This is a genomic window from Flavobacterium micromati (genome assembly GCF_900129585.1).
GTDB lineage: Bacteria > Bacteroidota > Bacteroidia > Flavobacteriales > Flavobacteriaceae > Flavobacterium > Flavobacterium micromati.
On record NZ_FQWF01000009.1, the window covers coordinates 59446 to 80593 of the forward strand.

Below are 21148 nucleotides of genomic sequence, written 5' to 3' on the forward strand. Positions count from 1 at the left end.
CTATTTAAAATAATTTTTTATATCTACATTTTTTAAAAGCAGTACGCAATTATGAAAAATAATCAAATAGCACAAGCTAAAGAACAATTGAAAGCATACAAAAAAGCTCAGGAAGAATGGGAAAAACGCAAATTAGTTGATGTGAATTCACTATCTTTTGATAACGATTGTGCCGATCTTATAATTACAAATTCATTTACTTATAAAGCTAACGAACCATTACAAATAAGAGTTTTTAATAATAAAGAAAGCATCAACATCGGTTGCTTAATTATTCCAAATCAGTTTGAAGAAACAAATACTAAAGAACAATTTACTGCTGATTATAAAAGCATTGGCAATCATTTTGACGCGTTGCTGTTAATGACTCCAAATTCTAATTTTACTGATCTTGGTTTTAAAAAAATGGTTTCTAATGACAAAGATAATTCAATGAGTCATTACCGAAATAGTTGTTTTGATTTTGAAGCTTTTAAAAATGTATTTAAGCCAAAAAGCATTGTACTTATGGGGACGTCGGTTGCTTTTGGTTTTGATCGAGCTGGAGAGGCAACTAAATCTGTTTTTTCATTCCATGACTTTTTAAAAAATAAAAATATGGAGATCAGAAATACAATGGTTTGCATATCTTATGGTACCGCAAAATGTTCAAACGATGAACTTAATGATATTGGTAAATATTCTCATCGCCAAATTAAAAGAGGATATAGTCTTATTTGCAATACATTTGAAGATTTATCATTAGAAAACAAGATTAGAGTTTCGGGATTTATAGGGTGTTTTGATAGCGTTGAATGACATAATATTAACAATAATAATCTTTTTAATAAGCAAAAAGTCCTAAGGTAATCGATTGTCAGACGACTCCAATAAATTTGTCCAAAACAATTAAAAAAAACTATCATGTCACAAATGAATACTGAAGGAGGTGAATTAAATAGAAATTGTTCTAAACAAAGCAACAAAATTGAATACTCGACAACATCAGGAAGGTCATGATACACTCGATATTCCGGTTCTAGTTATGGTGAATTTATAGATTTGACGGATGCAGGAAAAGAACTGTTAGCAAATACCTCCAAAGGTCTTTATTACTCGACTACAAATGGTAGGAATTGGTCCAAAAGAGGATGATTTTATTTGAAATATTCAAAACCCTTTCAGAGTTTAAAACTCTGAAAGGGTTCGTTCGTATATGAAATAGCTAAGAATAATATCTTAAAATAATCTTCTAAAACCAAATTAGTAAATTAATGTCATTTTGCAAGCTAAACCCCTAGCCCAGATAGAAGTGAAAATCCTTTTCTTTTTTTCTTTATAAAAAGAAAAGATTGTAACGGATAGCTGGATTAGCTCCTAAAAATTCTAAAAAAAGACACAAAAAAACCGCCAATCTTGCGAGAGGCGGTTTTTATTTTATTCTATAACAGCATTTTCTTTTTTGTCGTAGAAATGATATTCTAGATACGTGTAAGCGTCACGAGGTATGATTTTCACCCACTTTTTATGTTCAAGAAACCATTTTGAACGTAATGATGGAAAACCTTTGGTAAGGTATGCGGCCACAAAAGGATGTACATTAAGCACAACTTCTTTGTGATTCTTTAATGCTCTTTCTAGATCAAAAGTGATTTTATCAATGATTTGGATTGGCGCTTCAATTTCGCCACTTTCATTGTTTGGATCTTCTTCTCTAGTTTTGATATTTACTTCCGGTCTTACTCTTTGTCTAGTAATTTGGACTAATCCAAATTTACTTGGGGGTAAGATCTTATGTTTCGCTTTATCATCGCTCATTTCTTCTTTCAAGAAATCGAACAACACTTTACGATTTTCGGGATTGGACATATCGATAAAATCAATTACAATTATTCCGCCCATATCACGTAGACGTAATTGTCTGGCAATTTCAGCAGCGGCTATCATATTGACTTCCATGGCTGTATCTTCCTGATTAGTGGCCTTATTAGAACGGTTTCCGCTGTTTACGTCTATAACGTGTAGTGCTTCAGTATGTTCTATAATAAGATATGCCCCTTTACTCATGGATACTGTTTTCCCAAAAGAAGTTTTGATTTGTCTTTCTATGTTATATTTCTCAAAAATAGGTGTGTCTTTTGATTGATAAAACTTGACAATTGATTGTTTGGATGGTGCAATTTCTTGCAAGTAATCCTTTGTTTGGTTGTACAACTCTTCATCATCAATTTGAATACCGCTAAAGGTATCATTGAAAACGTCTCTCAATATGGATGAAGCTCTGTTGAGTTCTCCCAAAACTTTGGACGGATGATGAGCAGTTGGTAATTTTTTACACATTGCAGTCCATCTGCTAAGCAGGTTCTGCAAATCTTTTTCTAATTCTACTGTGCTTTTGCCTTCGGCTACTGTGCGAACAATAACACCAAATCCTTTTGGTTTGATGGATTGTACAAGACGTTTCAAACGTTCCTTTTCTTTTTTGTCTTCTATTTTTTGCGAAATAGAAACTCGGTCAGAAAACGGAACCAAAACTATAAATCTTCCGGCAAGAGAAAGCTCTGCGCTAATTCTTGGTCCCTTGGTAGATATAGGTTCTTTGACAACTTGTACTAAAACAGATTGATTGGAACTCAAAACATTAGTTATGGTGCCATCTTTATCTATTTCTTTTTCAAACTGAAAGGTTTTTAGGGAGAAATCTTTTAATTTACCTGCGCTTACAAGTTTTATGAATTTCAATTGGGAAGCTAAATTAGGACCTAAATCATGATAATGTAAAAAGGCATCTTTTTCAAAGCCTACGTTTACAAAAGCCGCATTGAGGCCAGCAACAGGTTTCCTGATTTTGGCAATAAAAATATCACCAACTTGGAAATTGCTTTTTTCTTCTTCCTTGTGTAATTCAATTAGTTTTCCATCTTTTAATAAGGCAAAATCTACTGCTTCAGAACTAGATCTAATGATTAATTCTTTATTCATTTGTAAATTTTTATCCGCACTTTTAATTTAGGATTTTCGAATAAGAAACTAGGATTAAAAATCCCAAATCTCATATTATCAATCAGTAATTAATTGTAAGGATGGATTAAACAATAATTTAACAGGTATTGGACCCGAGGAGATTTTAGATTTTTGATTTATAAATTTTGATTTTAGATTTTTAAAATCTGTAATCTTAAATCGTTGATCGACAATCTTCAATCTCAATTTCAATGAACGTTTAAAAAGAAAAAAGTAGTTTAAAACTACTTTTTCTTCTTGTGACGGTTAGCTCTTGCTCTTTTCTTGCGTTTGTGCGTTGCTACCTTATGTCTCTTTCTTTTTTTACCACTTGGCATATCTTGTCGATTTTAAGATTAATTAATATATTACTTTGCTTCGTTATTTATTTTCACTCCTTCTACAAATACTTTCGCAGGTTTAAATGCTGGGATGTTGTGAGCAGGAATTTTAATAGTAGTGTTTTTTGAGATATTTCTACCTGTTTTTTCAGCTCTAGTTTTTACGATAAAACTTCCAAAACCTCTTAAATATACATTGTCGCCAGTCTCTAATGAATTTTTAACTTCATTCATAAAAGTCTCTACAGTCGCCTGAACATCTCCTTTTTCAAGACCTAATTTCTCTGAAATTTTTGCTACGATATCTGCTTTCGTCATTTTCTTTCCTATTATATTTTGTTGTACTATTTTTTTGAGGTTGCAAATATAAGCATTTAAAAAACAATTATTCAAGGTAATTCATTAAATTTTAATCACATAAACTTTTACTTTTGCAGTCTAATATTTAAAGATGAATTTTTCTAATATATTGATAAAATGGTACTTACAAAACAAGCGTGATTTACCTTGGAGAAACACCACCAATCCCTACCCTATTTGGCTCTCAGAAATCATGTTACAACAAACGCGAGTTGCCCAAGGAACACCTTATTTTTTATCGTTTACAACAGCTTTTCCAACAGTTTTTGATCTCGCCGCCGCAAGTGAAGAACAAGTGTTAAAACTGTGGCAAGGACTTGGTTATTACTCTCGTGCGCGAAATTTACACAAAACGGCGCAATACGTTGCGACTGAATTAAACGGAATATTCCCTGATAATTATAATGACTTACTTAAACTAAAAGGAATTGGTGAATATACCGCTGCTGCAATTGCTTCTTTCTCCTATAATGAGGCGGTTCCGGTGGTTGATGGAAATGTCTTTAGGGTTTTATCTCGTTATTTTGATATTGAAACAGATATTGCCCAGGCTTCCGCCAAAAAAGAATTTGCTACTCTAGCGTTCGAGTTAATGCCAAAAGACAGCCAAGATAGACTCAAACGGAGCAAATACGCACCCGCAACTTTCAATCAAGCGATTATGGAATTTGGTGCTTTGCAATGTGTCCCTAAAAATCCCAACTGCAGTATTTGTGTTTTTAACGAAAGTTGTGCTGCCTTACAAAAGAAGAAAGTTGCTCATTTACCTGTAAAATCTAAAAAGATAAAAGTGCGCAATCGCTACTTTAATTATATAGTCGCAAATGATGATAATGAAAATACGTTAATTCAAAAACGAACTTTAAAAGGAATTTGGCAAAATTTATATGAGTTCCCTTTATTAGAAACAGAAAAAGAGGAAGATTTTGATTTTGTTTCAGAGCAAATTCAGAGCGAATATTTCAAAGAAAATACTATTTCGAGCATATTAGAAACCAACGATAAAAGCATTATCCATAAATTATCCCATCAACATTTACATATTAAATTTTGGAAAGTGAATGTGAATGGAATTATTGAAAACGGAATTAATCAAGAAACTTTAAAGACTTTTCCATTTCCTATTGTTATTCATAATTTTATTGAAAAGGAATTAAATTAAAATATTTCCAAAAAACTGTACCTTTGATCAAATACCTCAATTTATAATGAACGGAACATTAAATAAAGTAATGCTAATAGGTTTTCTTGGCGATGATATCAAAATGCATTATTTTGACGGAGGCAATTGCATTGGAAGATTTCAGCTGGCCACTAATGAAGTTTACATCAACAAAACTACTAATGAAAAAATCACTTCTACAGAGTGGCATAATCTAGTGGTTCGCAATAAAGCAGCTGAACTTTGTGAAAAATACTTATCTAAAGGAGATAAAATATACGTTGAAGGTAGGATCAAATCGCGACAGTGGCAAGCGGAAGATGGAAGTACAAAATACGCCAGCGAAATTCAAGTAACTGAATTCACTTTTCTTACCACAAAGAAAGAGAGTGAAAACAACAAACAAATTCCTGCAACTGCTGTTGCAAAAAACACTAATTTTGAACCAGAAAAAAATGTCTTGCCCATAAACGACTTGCCATTTTAATTGTCTAACTAATTTTTATCAATTTGGACCCAGAGCCCAGTTTGTCTTTTACCTATAATATTGACAGCAATTTGGCATTTGCCATTTTGGGAATAGTACTGTTACTATTATGCTCCGCTTTAGTTTCAGGAGCTGGAGTTGCGTTGTTTTCATTGTCACAAAAAGACATTGACGCAATAACCGCAGGAAATAATTCTAAAGGAAAACTTATTTCCAATCTTTTAGAAAAGCCTAAAAAATTGCTAGCCACATTAATGGTTGCAAATAATTTTATAAATATCACCATTATATTATTTTTCTCTTTAATAGGAACAAATATTTTTTCAGCGATCCAAATTCCACTTTTAAAGTTTGTAGTAGAAATTGTCGTTATCACCTTTTTGATTTTGCTGTTTGGAGAAGTTTTACCAAAAGTATATGCAAGTAGAAATAGCATCAACTTTGCTAAAATAGTTGTTTATCCTATTGCATTTTTAAATAAAGTGCTTTCGCCAATAAGTTTGCCTATGCGAGCGATTACCATTCACTTACACAACAAATTTGGAAAACAAAAAACAAATTTTTCAGTAGATCAATTATCTCAAGCACTTGAACTTACAGCCTCAGACGAAACCTCGACCGAAGAGCAAAAAATTTTAGAAGGAATTGTCAGTTTTGGGAATACCGATACGCGACAAGTTATGAGTCCAAGAATCGATATTTTTGCTTTAGAAATATCAGAGTCATTTACCGCTATTTGCCCAAAAATAATAGATAAAGGATATTCCAGAATTCCAGTTTACAGAGATAATATTGATCAAATAGAAGGCGTTTTACATGTTAAAGATTTATTACCACATATTAATACGAATGAATTTGACTGGACATCTTTGCTGCGAGAACCATTTTTTGTTCCTGAAAATAAAAAACTAGACAACCTGTTAAAAGATTTTCAAAATATGAAAAGCCATCTTGCTATTGTAGTAGATGAATATGGTGGAACTTCAGGATTAGTATCCCTTGAGGATGTTATTGAGGAAATAGTAGGTGATATTAGTGATGAATTTGATGACGAAAATATTAATTTCTCCCAGATAGACAACAAAAATTTCCTTTTTGAAGGCAAAATAAATTTAAAAGATTTTTATCGAATTATTGAGGTTGACGAAGAATTATTTGAAGATAAAAAAGGAGAGGCGGAAACACTAGCAGGATTTATTCTAGAGATTTTAGGTAATTTTCCAAAAAAAAATCAGAAGATTTCACTAGGAAATTGTTTATTCACTATCGAAACGGTAGATCAAAAAAGGATAAAACAAATTAAAGTAACGATTGACTAAGTAAAATGACAAAAAAAATATTCGCCCTTGCGATGGTAAGTATAGTTGCAGCAACTACTTTTAGTTGTAAAGAAGAGGTGTTGCCAAAACCTTCAAGCTATTTGCGACTAGATTATGCCGAAGCTAAATACTCAAATTTTGAAAATGAATGTCCTTTTACTTTTGAAATGAATGCAGATGCTATTGTCAAAAAAGGTAAAAATTGTGATCTTACGATTACTTATCCTAAGATGAAAGCAACTATATATTTGACTTACAAACCTGTAAATAAAAATATAAATAACCTTTTGCGTGACGCACAAAAATTGACTTTTGAACATGTGATAAAAGCGGATGATATTTTAGAGCAACCGTATTTGAATCCTGATAAAAAAGTTTATGGAATGTTTTATCAAGTAGAGGGAAATGCAGCGACAAATTCACAATTTTATGCGACAGATAGTACTAAACACTTTGTAACTGGATCTGTTTATTTCTATGCAAAACCCAATTATGATTCTATTATGCCCGCAGCCAGTTATATAAAAAATGATATGCAGCGATTGATGGAAACTTTAAAATGGAAACAATAAAACATAAAAAAAACATTCGCGACAAACGAATGCTTTTTTTGTATAAATTAAAATGATCTTAGATCTTCATATCTTTTACTGAATATGTTTTACCATCGGCAGCTTCTTCAACTACTTTAGTTAGTTTTTCTGGATTTTGAACTGTTTTGTCAAACGTTACAGTTGCTAATTTTGTATCAAAATCCACCTTTGCCTCCTGAACACCATCTAAACCTGTTAAATCTTCCTGAATAGTTTTTGCACAACCTATAGAGCAAGTCATTCCGCTTACTTCGAAAGTAGCTGTTTGTAGGTTAGCAGCAGCTATTTCTTTTTTAACTTTTGGAGTTGCAACTTCTGATGTTTTTGCAGTCTCTTTTGAATTTAGATCATTAGATTTTTCTTTACATCCTACAAATAAGATACTTGCCAAGGCTAAAGTCAATATTGATTTTTTGAAGTTCATACTATTATTTTTTAAAGATTGAAAGCAAATTTACAAATGCAAAATTAATCAAAAAAAGGCCGAGTAATTCATAAAATAATTACAATTTTGGGGCAAAATTATCTTTATGGAATCGAAGCAGTTAAAATGGGTATATTTGGGTTTTCTTGCATTAGTTTGGGGAAGTTCTTTCATTTTAATAAAAAAGGGATTAATTGGCTTAACCGCCCTTCAAGTTGGTTCTTTACGAATTATTTTTGCTTCTATTTTTCTTCTAATGATCGGGTTTAAAACGCTTTCAAAAATTCCTGCTCACAAATGGAAATATATTGCGTTGACATCGTTATTTGGCACTTTTATTCCCGCTTATCTATTTGCTATAGCACAAACTGAAATTGACAGCTCAGTCAGTTCAATTTTAAATTCGCTAACTCCTTTGAATACATTAATTCTTGGTGCCTTAGTTTTTGGATTGCGTTTTAAGAGAAACCAAATTATTGGCATTCTAACAGGTTTATTGGGAAGCGCATTACTAATTTTAAATGGTGCCATGAATCATCCAGAACAGAATTACTATTACGCTATTTTAGTATTGATTGCCTCTGTTTGTTATGCAGTAAATGTGAATTTAATTAAGAAATACCTGCATGATTTGAGTCCGTTAAGCATTACGACGGGGAATTTTATGGTATTGTTTGCACCTGCGCTGGCCGTTTTATTTTTCTCTGGATTTTTTGATGTAGTGACTGAAATCAAAGTGCAGCATTCTATAATTTTTATAATTATTCTTGGTGTGGTAGGCACTGGAATAGCTAACATTTTGTTTTTTAAATTAATCCAAATGTCTTCACCCGTTTTTGCAACATCAGTAACTTATTTAATTCCTGTGGTTGCGTTTAGTTGGGGATTGTTAGACAATGAAATGCTGACGTCTGTTCAATTTTTTGGAGCATTTATTATTTTAATCGGGGTGTACTTGTCCTCAAAGAAATAGTGTTCGGTAGTCAGTGTTCAGTGTACGGTAGGCAGTGTTCACTATTAAGTGTTCACTATTAAGGATCTAGTGTTCAGTGGGCGGCATTGAGTATGCGGAAATATTAATTTGTAAAAAGTTTGATGTTCGATACATAAAAAGAGTTAAAAACAACAAAGGCTGCCTAAATTAGACAGCCTTTGCTTTTTATTAAGATTTCTGATTATTTAAAATCAGCATCTGACACATCTTCATTAATTTTTACATCTGACATTTTGATGTCTAATTCAAAACCAACATTCTGAATAATATTAAAAGGAACTTTAATACCTTTTACTTCTTTGTAATCCCCGTAATTAGTAACTTGAGTAATACTTTTACCACCTTGTTCCATCACTTTAGATTCTGCTACTTTTAATCCCGAAGTTACATCATAAAAATAAGTTGTTTTTCCGTTTTTAACAGCATAAGCGTCTTTTCCATTTATCGATTCAATACTTTCTAAAGTTAGCCCTTGCTTTTTAGAAAGAGAAAGCTCTTCAAATGGAGTCGCCGCCGCCTGCATATCAGCAAGCGCTGTGCCTTCAATGTTTTGGCGTTGCCCTTGTTGCATCGTGTAACCTCCTTTTTCATTCACAACTTGTTTCATCAAGCTCATTGTTCCCATTGCAAGTTCAACCATAAGCTTTCCTTTAGCATCTACTTTTGTAACAAAACTTAATGGTGATGGTGCTTGTGGAATAGTTGTAGTTCCATTCATTGCAATTGTTTTCACAGCAGTTGCCGCTTTTTCCCCACCTATTGCTTTGATATAATTATCGATAACACTTTTTGCTGTTACTCCTGCTGGAACTGCTTTTTTGAATTCTGGTTTTGCAGTTGCATTTCCGTACTTATCAAAATAGGAAACTGGAATAGTAAGCTTTTCTAATGCTGGTGCAACATCTGATGCTTTTCCTACAATTATAATTCGGCTGTTATCCGCTAAGAAATATTTATTGGCCACTCTCAAAACATCATCAGCAGTTACTGCACCTATGTTTTTAATGTAATTTTCATAAAAATCAGCAGGCAAGCTTTGAGTTTGAATACGCAAAGCATAACCAGCAACAGTTTGTGGTTTCTCAATTTGCATTACAAATCGTCCTGTGTAACCAGCTTTAACGCTAGCTAACATTTCATCAGTTACTTTTTCAGTTCTGATTTTCTTAAATTCTTTCATAATTTCCACAACCGTACTGTCAGTTACAGCATTACGAACTTGTGTTGATGCACTGAAGTTAGATACGCGCTTATCACCGCCTATCGATGTTCTTGCACCGTAAGTCCATCCATGTACTTCTCGCAAATTCATATTGATGTAACTGTTAAAATCGCCACCAAAAATTTGGTTGGCAATCAAAACCGCAAAATAATCCGGATCAGTCATTTTAAGATTTGAGATGTTACCAACCGCAACTTCTGACTGAACGGCATTTGGCATATCAATGAAGTTAATTTGAGTGCTTGCAACATCTTTTGGATCAGCGTAAGAAATAGACGGCGCGGTCCCTTTCTTCCATGAACCAAAGAATTTCTCAACCATTTTCTTAGTTTCTTTGAATTTAACGTCACCCACAATAATAAGGTATGCGTTGCTAGGAACGAAATACGTATTGTAATTTGCTTTTGCATCCTCAAGTGTAACGTTTTTGACAGTAGCTTCACTTACAAATTCACCAGATGGATGATTCTTGCCAAAAGTTAAAACATTTATAACTCGAGCTGCAACAGCTGAGACACTTTTTTCATCTGCTTTCAAGCCTTCGATGAGTTTTGTCTTTTCTTTATCAAATTCTTCCTGAGTGAAGTTTGGGTTTAATGCGCCATCAGCCATTAATTCTAATACTCTGCCAGAATATTTTGATAATGCACTAGCTGTTGCTCCATTAGAACTAAAGTTGATATTTGCTCCAAGAAAATCTACCTCTTCATTGAAAGCATCTTTTGATATTTTTGTTGTTCCACTTCCTATTAATATGCCAGTCATATCAGAAACGCCTTTTTTGTCGCCCTCCGCGTACGGATCGTTGTCTAGTGTTAGACTGAAAGTTACTCTTGGTAGCTTGTGGTTTTCAACAACCATTACTTTCAATCCATTTTTCAATTCAAAGGTCAATGGTTTACCTATTTTTACTGAAGGAGCTACTCCTGGTTTCGGCTGAGGGATTATTTGTCCTTGCATAATAATTGTTAAGAGCAGGCTTGATAAAATTAATATTGATTTTTTCATGATATATCTTAGTTTTGAGCTTTATCTTTAGATGGAACATAATCCAAAACTAATCGTTGATTTGGATTCAAATATTTCTTGGCAACATCTCTAATCTCTTCGCGTGTGATTGATTGGTAAATATCGATTTCAGTGTTTATCAAGTTAACATCTCCATATAACAAATAATAGGTAGCCAAATTGTCAGCGATACCGTCAATTGTTGAATTGCTGTTTACATATTGATTCTCAAACTTATTTTGAAGTTTTTGCAAATCCTTTTCAGAAATTAATTCCGTTTGTAAGTTTACAATTTCTGCATCGATTTCTTTCAGGATATCCTCAGCAGTATTTGGAGCCTGCGGCAAACCGTAAATAATGTAGCTTCCGTAGTCTTCTTGATTGTTGCTAAAAGCACCAATTTGTAACGCCATTTTCTTGTCGTCAACTATTTTCTTATACAATCTTGAACTTTTACCATCACTCAATATTGACGAGATCATATCAAGAACTCTAGCATCTCTAGTTTTCATCGATGGTGTTCTGTAAGCCGCTACAATTGCAGGTATTTGAATGTTAGCATCTTCAAACTTAGCTTTTATTGTTTGAGTAATTGGTTCTTCAACAAATGTTTCTCTTACAATAGCTGCTCCTTTTTTTATTGATCCAAAATATTTCTGAATCCATTCTTTAGCTTGTTCTTTTTTGAAATCACCAGCTACAATTAAAACCGCATTATTTGGAACGTAAAATTTCTTGTTGAAAGCTTGAAACTCTTCTAAAGTAGCAGCATCTAAATGGCTCATAGAACCAATAGTTGCCCAGCGGTAAGGATGTTTTGTAAATATATTCTTTTTTACTTCTGCTAAAAAGTTTCCATAAGGTTGATTGTCAACGCGAAGTCTTTTTTCTTCTTTAACCACTTCGTTTTGCGTATCGACACCTATTTGGTTAATGATAGGATGTAACATTCTTTCCGCTTCCATCCACAATCCTAACTCAAGATTATTAGAAGGAAAAACTTCATAGTAATAAGTTCGGTCATCAGTGGTGTTAGCGTTGTTCACACCTCCATTACTTGTTACAATTTTGAACCATTCACCACGTTTGATATTTTCAGTTCCTTCAAATAGTAAGTGTTCAAAAAAGTGAGCGAAACCCGTTCTTTCAGGATTCTCATCTTTTGCACCTACATGATACATAACCGAAGTTATTACAGTGGGAGCTGATGGATCATTATGCAAAATAACATGCAGCCCATTGTCTAGTTTGTATTCCTCAAATGCTACTTTTTGAGCAGAAGCGACTCCTCCAAGCATAAATAAAGCACCTAAAGCCATTATTGATTTTTTCATAAAGTTAATAATTTAGTTGATATATGTAAGTAGTAAATTCCTTCTTATTGTTACACGAAAAAGGTAATAAAAACTCAAATACTTTAAAGTTATTTTTGTTCTAAAAAATTGTGATCGAAATGGTTAAATTTTTTACTTTTTTGGCCAATAATAATTATCAAGAACAAATTGCGATTTAAATATATAATTGTATATTTGCAACCTTAAAAATTATTAAAACAATTCAGTATGTATGCAATCGTAGAGATAGCAGGGCAACAATTCAAAGTAAGCAAAGACTTAAAGGTTTATGTTAACCGTTTGACTAATGAAGAAGGTTCAAAAGTTTCTTTTGACAAAGTTCTTTTATTAGATGACAACGGCACAATCACTTTAGGCGCCCCAGCTATAGAAGGTGCTTCAGTAGAAGCTAAAGTGTTACAACACTTAAAAGGAGACAAAGTTATCATTTTCAAAAAGAAAAGAAGAAAAGGATACAAAAAGAGAAACGGTCATAGACAATATCTTACTCAAATTGTAATTGAAGGTATTACAGGTCTTGTTGCTAAAAAAGCACCTGCTAAAAAAGCAACTGCTGAGACAACTACAGAAGAAGTTGAGGCTCCAAAGAAAAAGGTAGCTAAAGCTAAAAAAGAAGATACTCAAGAATAATAACAAAATAAAACTAATACGTCATGGCTCACAAGAAAGGTGTCGGTAGTTCTAAGAATGGTAGAGAATCAGAATCAAAACGTTTAGGTGTTAAGATTTTTGGTGGTCAAGCTGCTATTGCTGGGAACATCATCGTAAGACAAAGAGGTTCAAAACACAACCCAGGTGCTAATGTTTACATCAGTAAAGATCACACGCTACACGCAAGAGTAGATGGAGTTGTTAAGTTCCAAAAGAAAAGAGATAATAAATCTTATGTTTCTATACTTCCATTTGAAGTTGAAGCATAATTGAATCGCTTTCAAATTAATAAAAACCTTTAGAGAAATCTAGAGGTTTTTTTTTGGCTAGAAGCCAAATTTAAATTAGATATAAATTTTTTGAATGAACAAAAAAATGTCAATACAAAATTACCTTACTTAATTATATGGAAAATAGTGCTCGCTCACATTTTTAGGAACGCTATTTGATTACTGCTAAATTGTAAAAATTGATTTAAAACCAAGCATTTTACAATTCGGAATTAAAACTATAAATCAGCATTTATTGAAGCATTTAATCGTTAAAATCTAACAATCTGACCTATGAAAAAACTTTTACCCATAATGTTTACTTTAGCCTCTATAGTATCGTTGGCTCAAAATAAAAATTTCATAATAAGTCAAAACTTTATTACTTGGAAATTTATCTACGAGGATTCCGAAAGCATCTTAAAACTCAAGAATAATTTAGGACTACAATTCAAAACAGATTCAACAGGGTTTATTAAACGGACGAATTTTAATGATAGAAAATTACTAAAACTCGAAGCAGAATTCAAAATTGAATTCAAGATAAATAGATACCGTGTTTCAGTTTATAATATAAAATTTATTGAAGATCCCGCAGTTATAAGCAACGATAGTTTGCTACTGCAAGTTATAAATGAACGCACCATCGAGCAAAAATTACTGACAAGAAAAGGATTGATAAGAGGATCCTCGTTTGGCTACAATTTAACTGAAATATTAAATCCCCATTTTGTAAAATTATTTAGGATTAACGATGATTTAGATAGTAATTGGTAGCAACTAAAAAAACCGTAAAATACTTAAAAATAGTATTTTACGGTTTTGAATTAGTGACCGCGACAGGGCTTAAACCCGTGTATTGTGATAAACTGAAAAAACCCTTAAAGTACTGTAAACAAAAGGGTTTTCTAAAAATCAACGTTTATACAAATTCGATTCATTCCATATAAAGACATTTATGGTTGACTAGATGTTGACTAACTTAATTTATTGATTACATTTGATGTGTTCAAAATATCAAATACAATGGCAACAATAAAATTTATACTTCAAAGCAAAACGGAAAATTCAAATATTTATGTTCGTTATTCAATAGATAGGAAAACTAACTTAAAAAGGAAAACGGGTTTTGTAATAGACTTTAAAGACTGGAGCGAACCCAAAGCACAGCCGATCCAAAAGAACGACGAACTCAAAGCGTTAAAATCTAAACTTGACAAATTAGCCGTTTCACTTGAAACCGCCTACAATAATTCAGTTAGTAAAGGCGGAGATTTTACAGGCGAATGGCTACAACTTCACATTGATTTTTTTAATAATAAAACACCCGTTATTGAATTGGATATTTTAACTACCTATATTCAAAAGTACATTGACGACGCACCTTATAAACAAAACCAAAAAAAAGAAACGGGATTAAGCTCGGGACGTGTTCAAAATATCAAATTATTTAAAAACACAATTTTACGCTATGAAGATGAAAACCTAAAAGGTAAAAGCATTATTATAAAAGATATTAATTTGCAGTTTGTTGAAAAATTTAAACTTTGGTTATTCGATCAAAAATATTCAGTAAACTATGTAGGTAAAAATATCAATAATCTAAAAACAATTTGTTTTGATGCTTCAAAAAATGATATTGAAACCTCAACACAATTGAAAAACATCAAAAGCATATCAGAGAAAAAAGCAGCTGAACAAATTATAACCTTATCGGAACAGGAACAGGACAAAATTAAAGATGCTATTCTATTACGTAAAGCATTAGTAAACGCTCGTAAATGGTTGTTATTAGGTTGTTTAATTGGACAACGTGGAGGCGATTTGCTGAACATTACAGCCAATAATATAAAAGACATTAACGGCATTAAAATAATTGAATTAAAGCAACAGAAAACGGGCAAATTAGTTGCTATTCCTTTATTACCTGATGCACTTGAAATTGTTGAAAGTGGTTTGCCTTATAAAATTTCATTAGTGAAGTTTAATGAATACCTAAAAGATATTTGTAAAATTGCTGAACTAAATGAACCAACAACAGCCAAAGTAAAAGTAACAAGCCGAAATCCTCTACAAATGGAAACTAAAGCGAAGTATAATTTTATTTCGAGCCACGTTTGTCGCCGCAGCTTCGCTACTAATTTTTACGGACGTATTCCAACACCCGTTTTAATGAATATAACGGCACACGGAACAGAAAAAGTGTTTTTAGCCTATATTGGTAAAACTACATACGATAATGCTTATCAAATGTTAGAATATTTTAGTAAGTTAGCCCCGAGGCCAAAGACGGCACAATTAGAAGTAATTCACAACACAGGCACGAAATGAGAAAATTAATTATCGCATCGCTAATATTAGCTACTTTATCAGTTAATTGTAATGATAAAGAAAAATTAGAACAAGAAAGAATTGAAAAACAAGAAGCCAAAGAACTAATTAGTTTAAAATTTAAAAGAAACGCAAAAGTTCTTTTGGACGGGACAACCGATTTAGTAAAAAAGTCAATACGTGGAGAAATTTCTAAAGATAAATGCAACGCAAAAATAGCAGTAATGATGGTTATTTTTGATTCTTATTGCAAGCAGATGAACGCCAAAGATTTGGCTGAAGTTCAAGAATATCGAATGAAATTAGCAAATGAAACAATTGATTTGCAAGTGGAAAAAAATTAAAACTAATTGAAGTAGATTGCATCTCAACAGGAGGTTTTACAGAACAGAGGTCCAAATGAATAAAAAAAACATTATACTTAAAACAATTGACGAAGTTCACTTCTTTAAACAACAATTACTGTTTTCAATTGTAAGAAATGAATTTAAAAAAACATTCTTACTTTTATCACAAAATCGTATTTTAGACATTGAACCATTAAGAAATTATTTGATTGAAAATAAATTAAATGATTTTGCAAAAAAAGAGATTGATAACCTGATAAATAAAATAGATGCTTGTTTAGATTTAGAAAAAAGTTATAGAAAATTACCTATTGAAGATTGTAATTATAAATATGAGTACGAGGGCAAAGGTTGTGTTTCTGGCAACGGCGGAATTAAATTTATATTAGTAGTCAAAGGGAGTTTTTTTAAAGCAGACAATAAAACTTTTGACGAAAAAGAACCAAACTTTAAATATATAAAGTCTTTTAATATTGGATTATTGGTTTTAAGATTAACAGACATAAAAAGTTTGTTTGAAATGGACAGTAAGGAACCCGAGCTTGAAACAATGGAACCCATAAAAAAAGATTTAAGCGATACCACAGCCACAGAATCGGCAATTTCAGAACCTCAACAGCCGAACCGAAACAATAATAATTTTGACCCGAACCATTTTAACCAAAAAGGCTATGATTTATTTTTGTATCTAGTGGAACATTACGACAAATTAGATAAAACTAAATTCATCAATATTTTTTATTACTTGAAATATTACAGGAAAGAAAATATTTATTTTTTTAATTTCACAGAAGACAAATACAAAAGTTTTGTACTTAAAAATCACAGCGTTTCAGTCAATCATTTTAAAAAAGACAAGTTTGATAATTCAAGTGAAAAGCACGTGTTAAATTCACACGAACAGCAGTTTGACGGTCGATAATTCAAATTAGTACATTATACCTGAATTATACCTAAATTATACCTATTACAACCCTTTTTTGCCACCCTAATCATTTTTGAATATTGGACTTCACTTTAAAAGTAAGTACAATGGACAATCAAATTTTTTTAAACGGCATTACGCTAGAGCAATTAGCTGGAGCGTTAAAACCTTTGTTGGAACTTCACACACCAACAGCACCCACCGAACCCGAAAACGAATTTATAACAAGGGAACAGGCGTGCGAATTACTTTCAATAAATAAAACGAGCCTTTGGAAACACACCAAAAGCGGGCGGTTAAAATCGTACGGTATTGGCAACCGTGTTTTGTATCGTAAAGATGAGGTACTGCACGCCGTGAAACCTATTAATCATTAATAAGATGAAAGATAGTAAACCACAGGCAAAACAGTTAAGCGATGCAATTGATAACGCTATGACAACCGAACAAACGGCAACTTTAAACCCGTTTCCTATTGAAGTGTTCCCGTTACTCTTTAGAGATTTAGCACTAGATTTAAACACGTCCTTAAAATTTCCTATTGACTATGTAGGAACAGCAATTTTAACAGCTGTAGCCACAGCGGTCGGAACAACGGCAAAAGTAAGGGTTAAAAATAATTGGTTTGAATATGCTTCAATTTATAGTTGTGTTATTGGCAACGCTGGAGCTAATAAAACCCACCCTATGAATTTGATATTTGGAGCGATACGGGAACTCGACAAAAAAAGGCACGATGAATATGCTGAACAGTTTAACGAATATCTTGCTTATGGCAATTTAAGTAAAGCAGAAAAAACCGAAACAATAGAAACGCCGAAACCGTTACCAATTTTAAGCAAAAGCTTATTAACCAATTTCACACCCGAAATATTAAATAAAAGATTAGAAGAAAATTTGAGAGGTTGCACCGTTGTAACCGATGAATTGGCTACTTTTTTTGAGGGAATGAATCAATATTCAAAGGGCGACCAGATTGGCGTGTATCTTTCATTTTGGAGCAACCAACCCACCACGATTGACCGTATAGGAAACCCGATACCGTTATTTATTACGAATCCTTATTTGTCAATCATTGGCGGATTACAACCTCGAATGTTAGGCAGCTCGTTTCCTATTCAGAAATTGAATAACGGATTTTTTCAAAGATTTTTATTTGCATTTCCTGAATCCAATTTCAAGCAGCCGATTAATGATATTGAAAACAATGAAATACTTTTTAATCAGTACAAAGACTTTATTCAAGACTACTTTAACAACTATTCAGTTTATGAAGTGGACGGCAAAATTGAAAGCAGAATTTTAAAATGGACATCCGAAGCGAAAACATTTTTCTACAATTGGCAAGCTGAAAATTGCGAGGTAGTAAATGACTATCAAAACAATATTAAAGGCGAAATTGCTTCAAAATATGATAATCATTTTATTAGGTTGTCTTTATTGCTTCAATTGATGTTTGACCCGCAAAGCGAAAGTGTTGGCATTACAGCCGTGCAAGGTGCAAAAGAATTGTGTAGATATTATATGAATTGTGCCTTTAAAGTTTTGGCAGTTATTCAAAACCCCGTTGAATATTTGGAAACATTAAACCAAAATAAGAAAGATTTTTATAGAGCTATTGCAGAAAATTTCACAACAGCCGAAGCCATAGCGGTCGGATTAAGATTTGAATTTCTCGAAAGACGTGTTAAGGAATTTTTAAACGATACCGTTTTATTTAAGAAAGTAAAACACGGAACGTATGAGAAAACTATAAAATCCGAAAGAGAAAATTTGAAATAATTTAGTCTTTGCACTTTGCACTATCGACATTATAGACATTTTGAAAGTGTTGAAAGTGTTGAAAAGGCAAAGTGCAAAACTTTAAAACCTTAAACCGATGAAACTATATAAATACAGTTTAGATAAAAGTAGTAAGAAGTTTATTTGTCCTAAATGCAATAAACGAACCTTTGTTAAATACATTGAAACTGAAACAAAGAACTACTTAAATGATGAATTTGGACGTTGTGACCGTGAAAGTAATTGCGGTTATCACAACAACCCGAAAAGCGATTTAAATAATTCCTATGAAGTCAAACATATTCCAACACCCGAACCCTCGTTTCACAATTACGAACTTGTGAGCCAAAGCGGTCGGAATTTCAAAGAAAATAACTTTGTTCAATTCCTGAAAACTCTATTCACACCCGATGAGGTAAAAAATGCAATATTGAAATATCTTATAGGTACTTCAAAACATTGGACAGGTGCAACTGTATTTTGGCAAATTGATAACAACGAGAAAGTAAGGCACGGAAAAGTTATGTTATACGATCCTGAAACAGGCAAACGGCAAAAGCGAGCGGACGGCAAAGCTTATATTAGTAGTGTTCGCAGTATCTTAAAACTTGAAAATTTTAATCTTAATCAATGCTTGTTTGGTTTGCACTTAATAAACGAAACCAACCAAAAGACTATTGCAGTCATAGAAAGCGAGAAAACAGCAATTATAATGAGCGTTTTTAAACCTGAATACATTTGGGTTGCAACAGGAATGAAAGGCGGGTTTAAATACGAGAATTTGAAGCCAATAAAAGATTATAAAATTATAGCGTTTCCTGATAAAAGTGAATTTAACGATTGGCACAATAAGGCAATAGAATTAAATGCAGTAGGGTTTAAGATAGTTGTAAGTGATTGGCTGGAGCAAACAGACTACAAAGACGGAACAGACCTCGCAGATGTTTATATTGATGAAGTTGAAAATATAGCACCCGGAGTAATTAGGCAACAGACAGCCACCGAAATAACAGTTAATAGAATAGCGGAACACACACCCGAAATTAGGCTACTAATTGAAACTTTTGAACTGACCGATCACAATGGAAACGAAATAAATTAAATACTTAAATATGAATATTCAACAGACTACAGAACAAAAAGAACTTTGCAAGCTAATTAATAAGCTGGAGCAAAAAACAGGCAACACGAATTTACTTTTAATTTTAAAAGCAGTCCACACTTTATCAGTAGATAATGAAACAAATCTAATATTAACTTTTTTAAAACAAAATTATTCATATTGTATGGAGTAAAACACAAAAGGCGAACCAATAACAGAACACCTTTTTTTGTTTTGAATATCACTTAAAGTAGGTATTGGAATATTGTAATTTAATTTGTTTATTGCAACAAATTATAAAAAAATGAAAAAAACATTGATAGCACTATTATTAATATTAATTACAAACAACTCTTTTGCACAAAATAAAAACTTCATTATTGTAGATGGATTAATTAATTGGAGTAGTATTTATGAGGATTCAACAAATATTTCAAAACTCAAAAATAATCCGAGGTTAGAATTTAAAACAGACTCGACTGGAATTATTAAGCGAACGAATTTCAATGACAAAAAGCTTAGAGAATTAATAGGCGAGTTTAGAATTGAAACAAAGAAAAGTAAATATAGAGTTACCGTTATGAATTTTAGATTTTTTGCTGAACCTATTGGTCTTTATGGTGGAGGAGTTTCAATGCAAACAATTAGTGAATATTCGATTGAACAGTCTTTAATAAAAAAGAACGGTGCAATAAGAGAAACAGCTTTTGGGTACAATCTAACTGAAACATTAAATCCTCATTTAGTTGAACTATTTACGATTAAATTACAGCCTATTTCAGAATGGTAGAATAGATTAGAAGATAATTAACAACTTTAAAAACTTATTTATGAAGAAAATTGCGATCGTTTGTTTATCAATTTTATTATTTAATTGTAAGGAAAAAGAAAAAGAATATACTTTAGAAGAAACGCTTAAAATGGATAGTATTGCGAGGGCTATTATGGAAAAATCCGAAACCGAAGCGTTTAAAGAAGATATTAGCGGATGGAAATACGATACAATAAAAAATAAAATGACTGATGTTAAAGATGTTTTTTGTAGAGTCCAAAGCAATGAAAGCTTAAGCCTTACAGCTCCATACGAGGGAGTTAATTTTGGGCAGTTAACAGTTAGACGAATGAACGGCCAAGTAGATATTATTATTTCGATAATGAAAGGACAAATAAGTGGAGGATACGAAAACGAGTATTTTAAAGCTCGTTTTGATAATGGTAAACAAACAACGTTTTCTTATTCAGAGCCAGCGGATAACTCAACTGAAACAATTTTCGTTGAAGGTAAAAGTAAATTTTTAAAAATGTTAAAAACTTCAAAAAAAGTATTAATAGAGATACCTTTATATCAAAATGGCAATCAAATATTAGAGTTTAAAACTGAGGGATTAACATTTTAATCTGCATTTTAAAACAATTATAAAAACACAAAAGGCGAACCAATAACGGAACGCCTTTTTTTGTTCAAATAGTATCACACAGGCAATGCGTAAAACC

Annotated in this window: 22 protein-coding genes; 17 read left to right on the forward strand and 5 right to left on the reverse strand. The window is 32.2% G+C overall.

Features of this window, described 5'->3' with window-relative positions; genetic code table 11:
• Nucleotides 1–51 precede the first annotated feature (51 nt).
• On the forward strand, nucleotides 52–798 hold the full coding sequence (locus BUB42_RS10605; RefSeq protein WP_073020101.1) for an FtsZ/tubulin family protein: 747 nt from the start codon (nucleotides 52–54) through the stop codon (nucleotides 796–798).
• Nucleotides 799–1416: 618 nt separating this feature from the next.
• On the opposite strand, the gene BUB42_RS10615 is transcribed toward BUB42_RS10605, so the two are convergent.
• Together BUB42_RS10615 and BUB42_RS10620 are read right to left on the reverse strand one after the other, a co-directional pair.
• Nucleotides 1417–2961: an Rne/Rng family ribonuclease gene (locus BUB42_RS10615; protein WP_073020107.1), complete on the reverse strand. Its 1545-nt coding sequence runs from the start codon at nucleotides 2959–2961 to the stop codon at nucleotides 1417–1419.
• A 389-nt stretch (nucleotides 2962–3350) separates the two neighbouring features.
• Nucleotides 3351–3671: an HU family DNA-binding protein gene (locus tag BUB42_RS10620; RefSeq protein WP_262987405.1), complete on the reverse strand. Its 321-nt coding sequence runs from the start codon at nucleotides 3669–3671 to the stop codon at nucleotides 3351–3353.
• A gap of 103 nt (nucleotides 3672–3774) precedes the next feature.
• On the opposite strand from BUB42_RS10620, the gene mutY reads away from it, so the two are divergent.
• Genes mutY through gldD form a run of 4 tightly spaced genes read left to right on the forward strand, consistent with a single transcriptional unit; the run spans nucleotide 3775 to nucleotide 7223 of the window.
• A complete protein-coding gene (mutY, locus tag BUB42_RS10625; protein ID WP_073020109.1) occupies nucleotides 3775–4845 on the forward strand; it encodes an A/G-specific adenine glycosylase in 1071 nt (356 codons plus the stop codon).
• Between the two features lie 46 nt (nucleotides 4846–4891).
• The gene (locus BUB42_RS10630) at nucleotides 4892–5332 is read left to right on the forward strand and encodes a single-stranded DNA-binding protein (RefSeq protein ID WP_073020111.1); all 441 of its coding nucleotides are present in this window, start codon (nucleotides 4892–4894) and stop codon (nucleotides 5330–5332) included.
• A gap of 23 nt (nucleotides 5333–5355) precedes the next feature.
• Nucleotides 5356–6651 (forward strand): gliding motility-associated protein GldE, encoded by a 1296-nt coding sequence (locus BUB42_RS10635; RefSeq protein WP_073020113.1) that lies wholly within the window; start codon nucleotides 5356–5358, stop codon nucleotides 6649–6651.
• A gap of 5 nt (nucleotides 6652–6656) precedes the next feature.
• Nucleotides 6657–7223, forward strand: coding sequence for a gliding motility lipoprotein GldD (gldD, locus tag BUB42_RS10640; RefSeq protein ID WP_073020115.1), 567 nt, complete (start codon nucleotides 6657–6659; stop codon nucleotides 7221–7223).
• A 58-nt stretch (nucleotides 7224–7281) separates the two neighbouring features.
• Here the strand turns inward: gldD and BUB42_RS10645 are convergent, their stop codons facing one another.
• A complete protein-coding gene (locus BUB42_RS10645; protein WP_073020116.1) occupies nucleotides 7282–7668 on the reverse strand; it encodes a heavy-metal-associated domain-containing protein in 387 nt (128 codons plus the stop codon).
• 106 nt (nucleotides 7669–7774) lie between these two features.
• Here BUB42_RS10645 and BUB42_RS10650 point away from each other — a divergent pair, with 106 nt between their 5' ends.
• Entirely contained in the window at nucleotides 7775–8641 is an 867-nt protein-coding gene (locus BUB42_RS10650) for a DMT family transporter (RefSeq protein ID WP_073020118.1), read from the forward strand.
• A 202-nt stretch (nucleotides 8642–8843) separates the two neighbouring features.
• Here the strand turns inward: BUB42_RS10650 and BUB42_RS10655 are convergent, their stop codons facing one another.
• Together BUB42_RS10655 and BUB42_RS10660 are read right to left on the reverse strand one after the other, a co-directional pair.
• A complete protein-coding gene (locus BUB42_RS10655) occupies nucleotides 8844–10892 on the reverse strand; it encodes an insulinase family protein (protein WP_073020120.1) in 2049 nt (682 codons plus the stop codon).
• 8 nt (nucleotides 10893–10900) lie between these two features.
• Entirely contained in the window at nucleotides 10901–12226 is a 1326-nt protein-coding gene (locus BUB42_RS10660) for a M16 family metallopeptidase (protein ID WP_073020122.1), read from the reverse strand.
• A 228-nt stretch (nucleotides 12227–12454) separates the two neighbouring features.
• Between BUB42_RS10660 and rplU the strand changes: the two genes are divergently transcribed.
• The 11 genes from rplU (at nucleotide 12455) to BUB42_RS10720 (ending at nucleotide 21051) form a co-directional block, all read left to right on the forward strand.
• Nucleotides 12455–12877, forward strand: a complete 423-nt coding sequence (rplU, locus tag BUB42_RS10665) for a 50S ribosomal protein L21 (RefSeq protein ID WP_073020124.1) — start codon at nucleotides 12455–12457, stop codon at nucleotides 12875–12877.
• 23 nt (nucleotides 12878–12900) lie between these two features.
• Complete coding sequence (gene rpmA / locus BUB42_RS10670; RefSeq protein WP_066079927.1) at nucleotides 12901–13167, forward strand: 50S ribosomal protein L27; 267 nt, start codon at nucleotides 12901–12903, stop codon at nucleotides 13165–13167.
• Between the two features lie 294 nt (nucleotides 13168–13461).
• The gene (locus tag BUB42_RS10675) at nucleotides 13462–13944 is read left to right on the forward strand and encodes a hypothetical protein (protein ID WP_139257351.1); all 483 of its coding nucleotides are present in this window, start codon (nucleotides 13462–13464) and stop codon (nucleotides 13942–13944) included.
• A gap of 249 nt (nucleotides 13945–14193) precedes the next feature.
• Nucleotides 14194–15498, forward strand: coding sequence for a phage integrase SAM-like domain-containing protein (locus BUB42_RS10680; protein ID WP_073020128.1), 1305 nt, complete (start codon nucleotides 14194–14196; stop codon nucleotides 15496–15498).
• On the forward strand, nucleotides 15495–15842 hold the full coding sequence (locus BUB42_RS10685) for a hypothetical protein (RefSeq protein ID WP_073020140.1): 348 nt from the start codon (nucleotides 15495–15497) through the stop codon (nucleotides 15840–15842). Before BUB42_RS10680 ends, BUB42_RS10685 begins: the two co-directional genes overlap by 4 nt.
• A 55-nt stretch (nucleotides 15843–15897) precedes the next feature.
• A complete protein-coding gene (locus BUB42_RS10690) occupies nucleotides 15898–16767 on the forward strand; it encodes a hypothetical protein (RefSeq protein ID WP_073020141.1) in 870 nt (289 codons plus the stop codon).
• Nucleotides 16768–16877: 110 nt separating this feature from the next.
• Nucleotides 16878–17147 carry a helix-turn-helix domain-containing protein gene (locus BUB42_RS10695; protein WP_073020143.1) on the forward strand — a complete coding sequence of 90 codons (270 nt, stop codon included), beginning with the start codon at nucleotides 16878–16880 and terminating at the stop codon, nucleotides 17145–17147.
• 4 nt (nucleotides 17148–17151) lie between these two features.
• The gene (locus tag BUB42_RS10700; protein WP_073020145.1) at nucleotides 17152–18552 is read left to right on the forward strand and encodes a DUF3987 domain-containing protein; all 1401 of its coding nucleotides are present in this window, start codon (nucleotides 17152–17154) and stop codon (nucleotides 18550–18552) included.
• A 97-nt stretch (nucleotides 18553–18649) separates the two neighbouring features.
• On the forward strand, nucleotides 18650–19654 hold the full coding sequence (locus tag BUB42_RS10705; RefSeq protein ID WP_073020147.1) for a DUF6371 domain-containing protein: 1005 nt from the start codon (nucleotides 18650–18652) through the stop codon (nucleotides 19652–19654).
• A 304-nt stretch (nucleotides 19655–19958) separates the two neighbouring features.
• The gene (locus BUB42_RS10715; RefSeq protein WP_073020151.1) at nucleotides 19959–20444 is read left to right on the forward strand and encodes a hypothetical protein; all 486 of its coding nucleotides are present in this window, start codon (nucleotides 19959–19961) and stop codon (nucleotides 20442–20444) included.
• A 40-nt stretch (nucleotides 20445–20484) separates the two neighbouring features.
• The gene (locus BUB42_RS10720) at nucleotides 20485–21051 is read left to right on the forward strand and encodes a hypothetical protein (protein ID WP_073020152.1); all 567 of its coding nucleotides are present in this window, start codon (nucleotides 20485–20487) and stop codon (nucleotides 21049–21051) included.
• Nucleotides 21052–21148: the final 97 nt, after the last annotated feature.

Excerpts from the sequence above, each read along its gene's own strand:
- BUB42_RS10715 (WP_073020151.1), top strand. The coding sequence starts at position 19,959 with ATGAAAAAAACATTGATAGCACTATTATTAATATTAATTACAAACAAC.
- BUB42_RS10645 (WP_073020116.1), bottom strand. The coding sequence starts at position 7,668 with ATGAACTTCAAAAAATCAATATTGACTTTAGCCTTGGCAAGTATCTTA.
- rpmA (WP_066079927.1), top strand. The coding sequence starts at position 12,901 with ATGGCTCACAAGAAAGGTGTCGGTAGTTCTAAGAATGGTAGAGAATCA.
- BUB42_RS10675 (WP_139257351.1), top strand. The coding sequence starts at position 13,462 with ATGAAAAAACTTTTACCCATAATGTTTACTTTAGCCTCTATAGTATCG.
- BUB42_RS10705 (WP_073020147.1), top strand. The coding sequence starts at position 18,650 with ATGAAACTATATAAATACAGTTTAGATAAAAGTAGTAAGAAGTTTATT.
- gldD (WP_073020115.1), top strand. The coding sequence starts at position 6,657 with ATGACAAAAAAAATATTCGCCCTTGCGATGGTAAGTATAGTTGCAGCA.
- BUB42_RS10655 (WP_073020120.1), bottom strand. The coding sequence starts at position 10,892 with ATGAAAAAATCAATATTAATTTTATCAAGCCTGCTCTTAACAATTATT.
- BUB42_RS10650 (WP_073020118.1), top strand. The coding sequence starts at position 7,775 with ATGGAATCGAAGCAGTTAAAATGGGTATATTTGGGTTTTCTTGCATTA.
- BUB42_RS10690 (WP_073020141.1), top strand. The coding sequence starts at position 15,898 with ATGAATAAAAAAAACATTATACTTAAAACAATTGACGAAGTTCACTTC.
- BUB42_RS10720 (WP_073020152.1), top strand. The coding sequence starts at position 20,485 with ATGAAGAAAATTGCGATCGTTTGTTTATCAATTTTATTATTTAATTGT.
- BUB42_RS10680 (WP_073020128.1), top strand. The coding sequence starts at position 14,194 with ATGGCAACAATAAAATTTATACTTCAAAGCAAAACGGAAAATTCAAAT.
- rplU (WP_073020124.1), top strand. The coding sequence starts at position 12,455 with ATGTATGCAATCGTAGAGATAGCAGGGCAACAATTCAAAGTAAGCAAA.
- BUB42_RS10615 (WP_073020107.1), bottom strand. The coding sequence starts at position 2,961 with ATGAATAAAGAATTAATCATTAGATCTAGTTCTGAAGCAGTAGATTTT.
- BUB42_RS10630 (WP_073020111.1), top strand. The coding sequence starts at position 4,892 with ATGAACGGAACATTAAATAAAGTAATGCTAATAGGTTTTCTTGGCGAT.
- mutY (WP_073020109.1), top strand. The coding sequence starts at position 3,775 with ATGAATTTTTCTAATATATTGATAAAATGGTACTTACAAAACAAGCGT.
- BUB42_RS10605 (WP_073020101.1), top strand. The coding sequence starts at position 52 with ATGAAAAATAATCAAATAGCACAAGCTAAAGAACAATTGAAAGCATAC.
- BUB42_RS10660 (WP_073020122.1), bottom strand. The coding sequence starts at position 12,226 with ATGAAAAAATCAATAATGGCTTTAGGTGCTTTATTTATGCTTGGAGGA.
- BUB42_RS10700 (WP_073020145.1), top strand. The coding sequence starts at position 17,152 with ATGAAAGATAGTAAACCACAGGCAAAACAGTTAAGCGATGCAATTGAT.
- BUB42_RS10685 (WP_073020140.1), top strand. The coding sequence starts at position 15,495 with ATGAGAAAATTAATTATCGCATCGCTAATATTAGCTACTTTATCAGTT.
- BUB42_RS10695 (WP_073020143.1), top strand. The coding sequence starts at position 16,878 with ATGGACAATCAAATTTTTTTAAACGGCATTACGCTAGAGCAATTAGCT.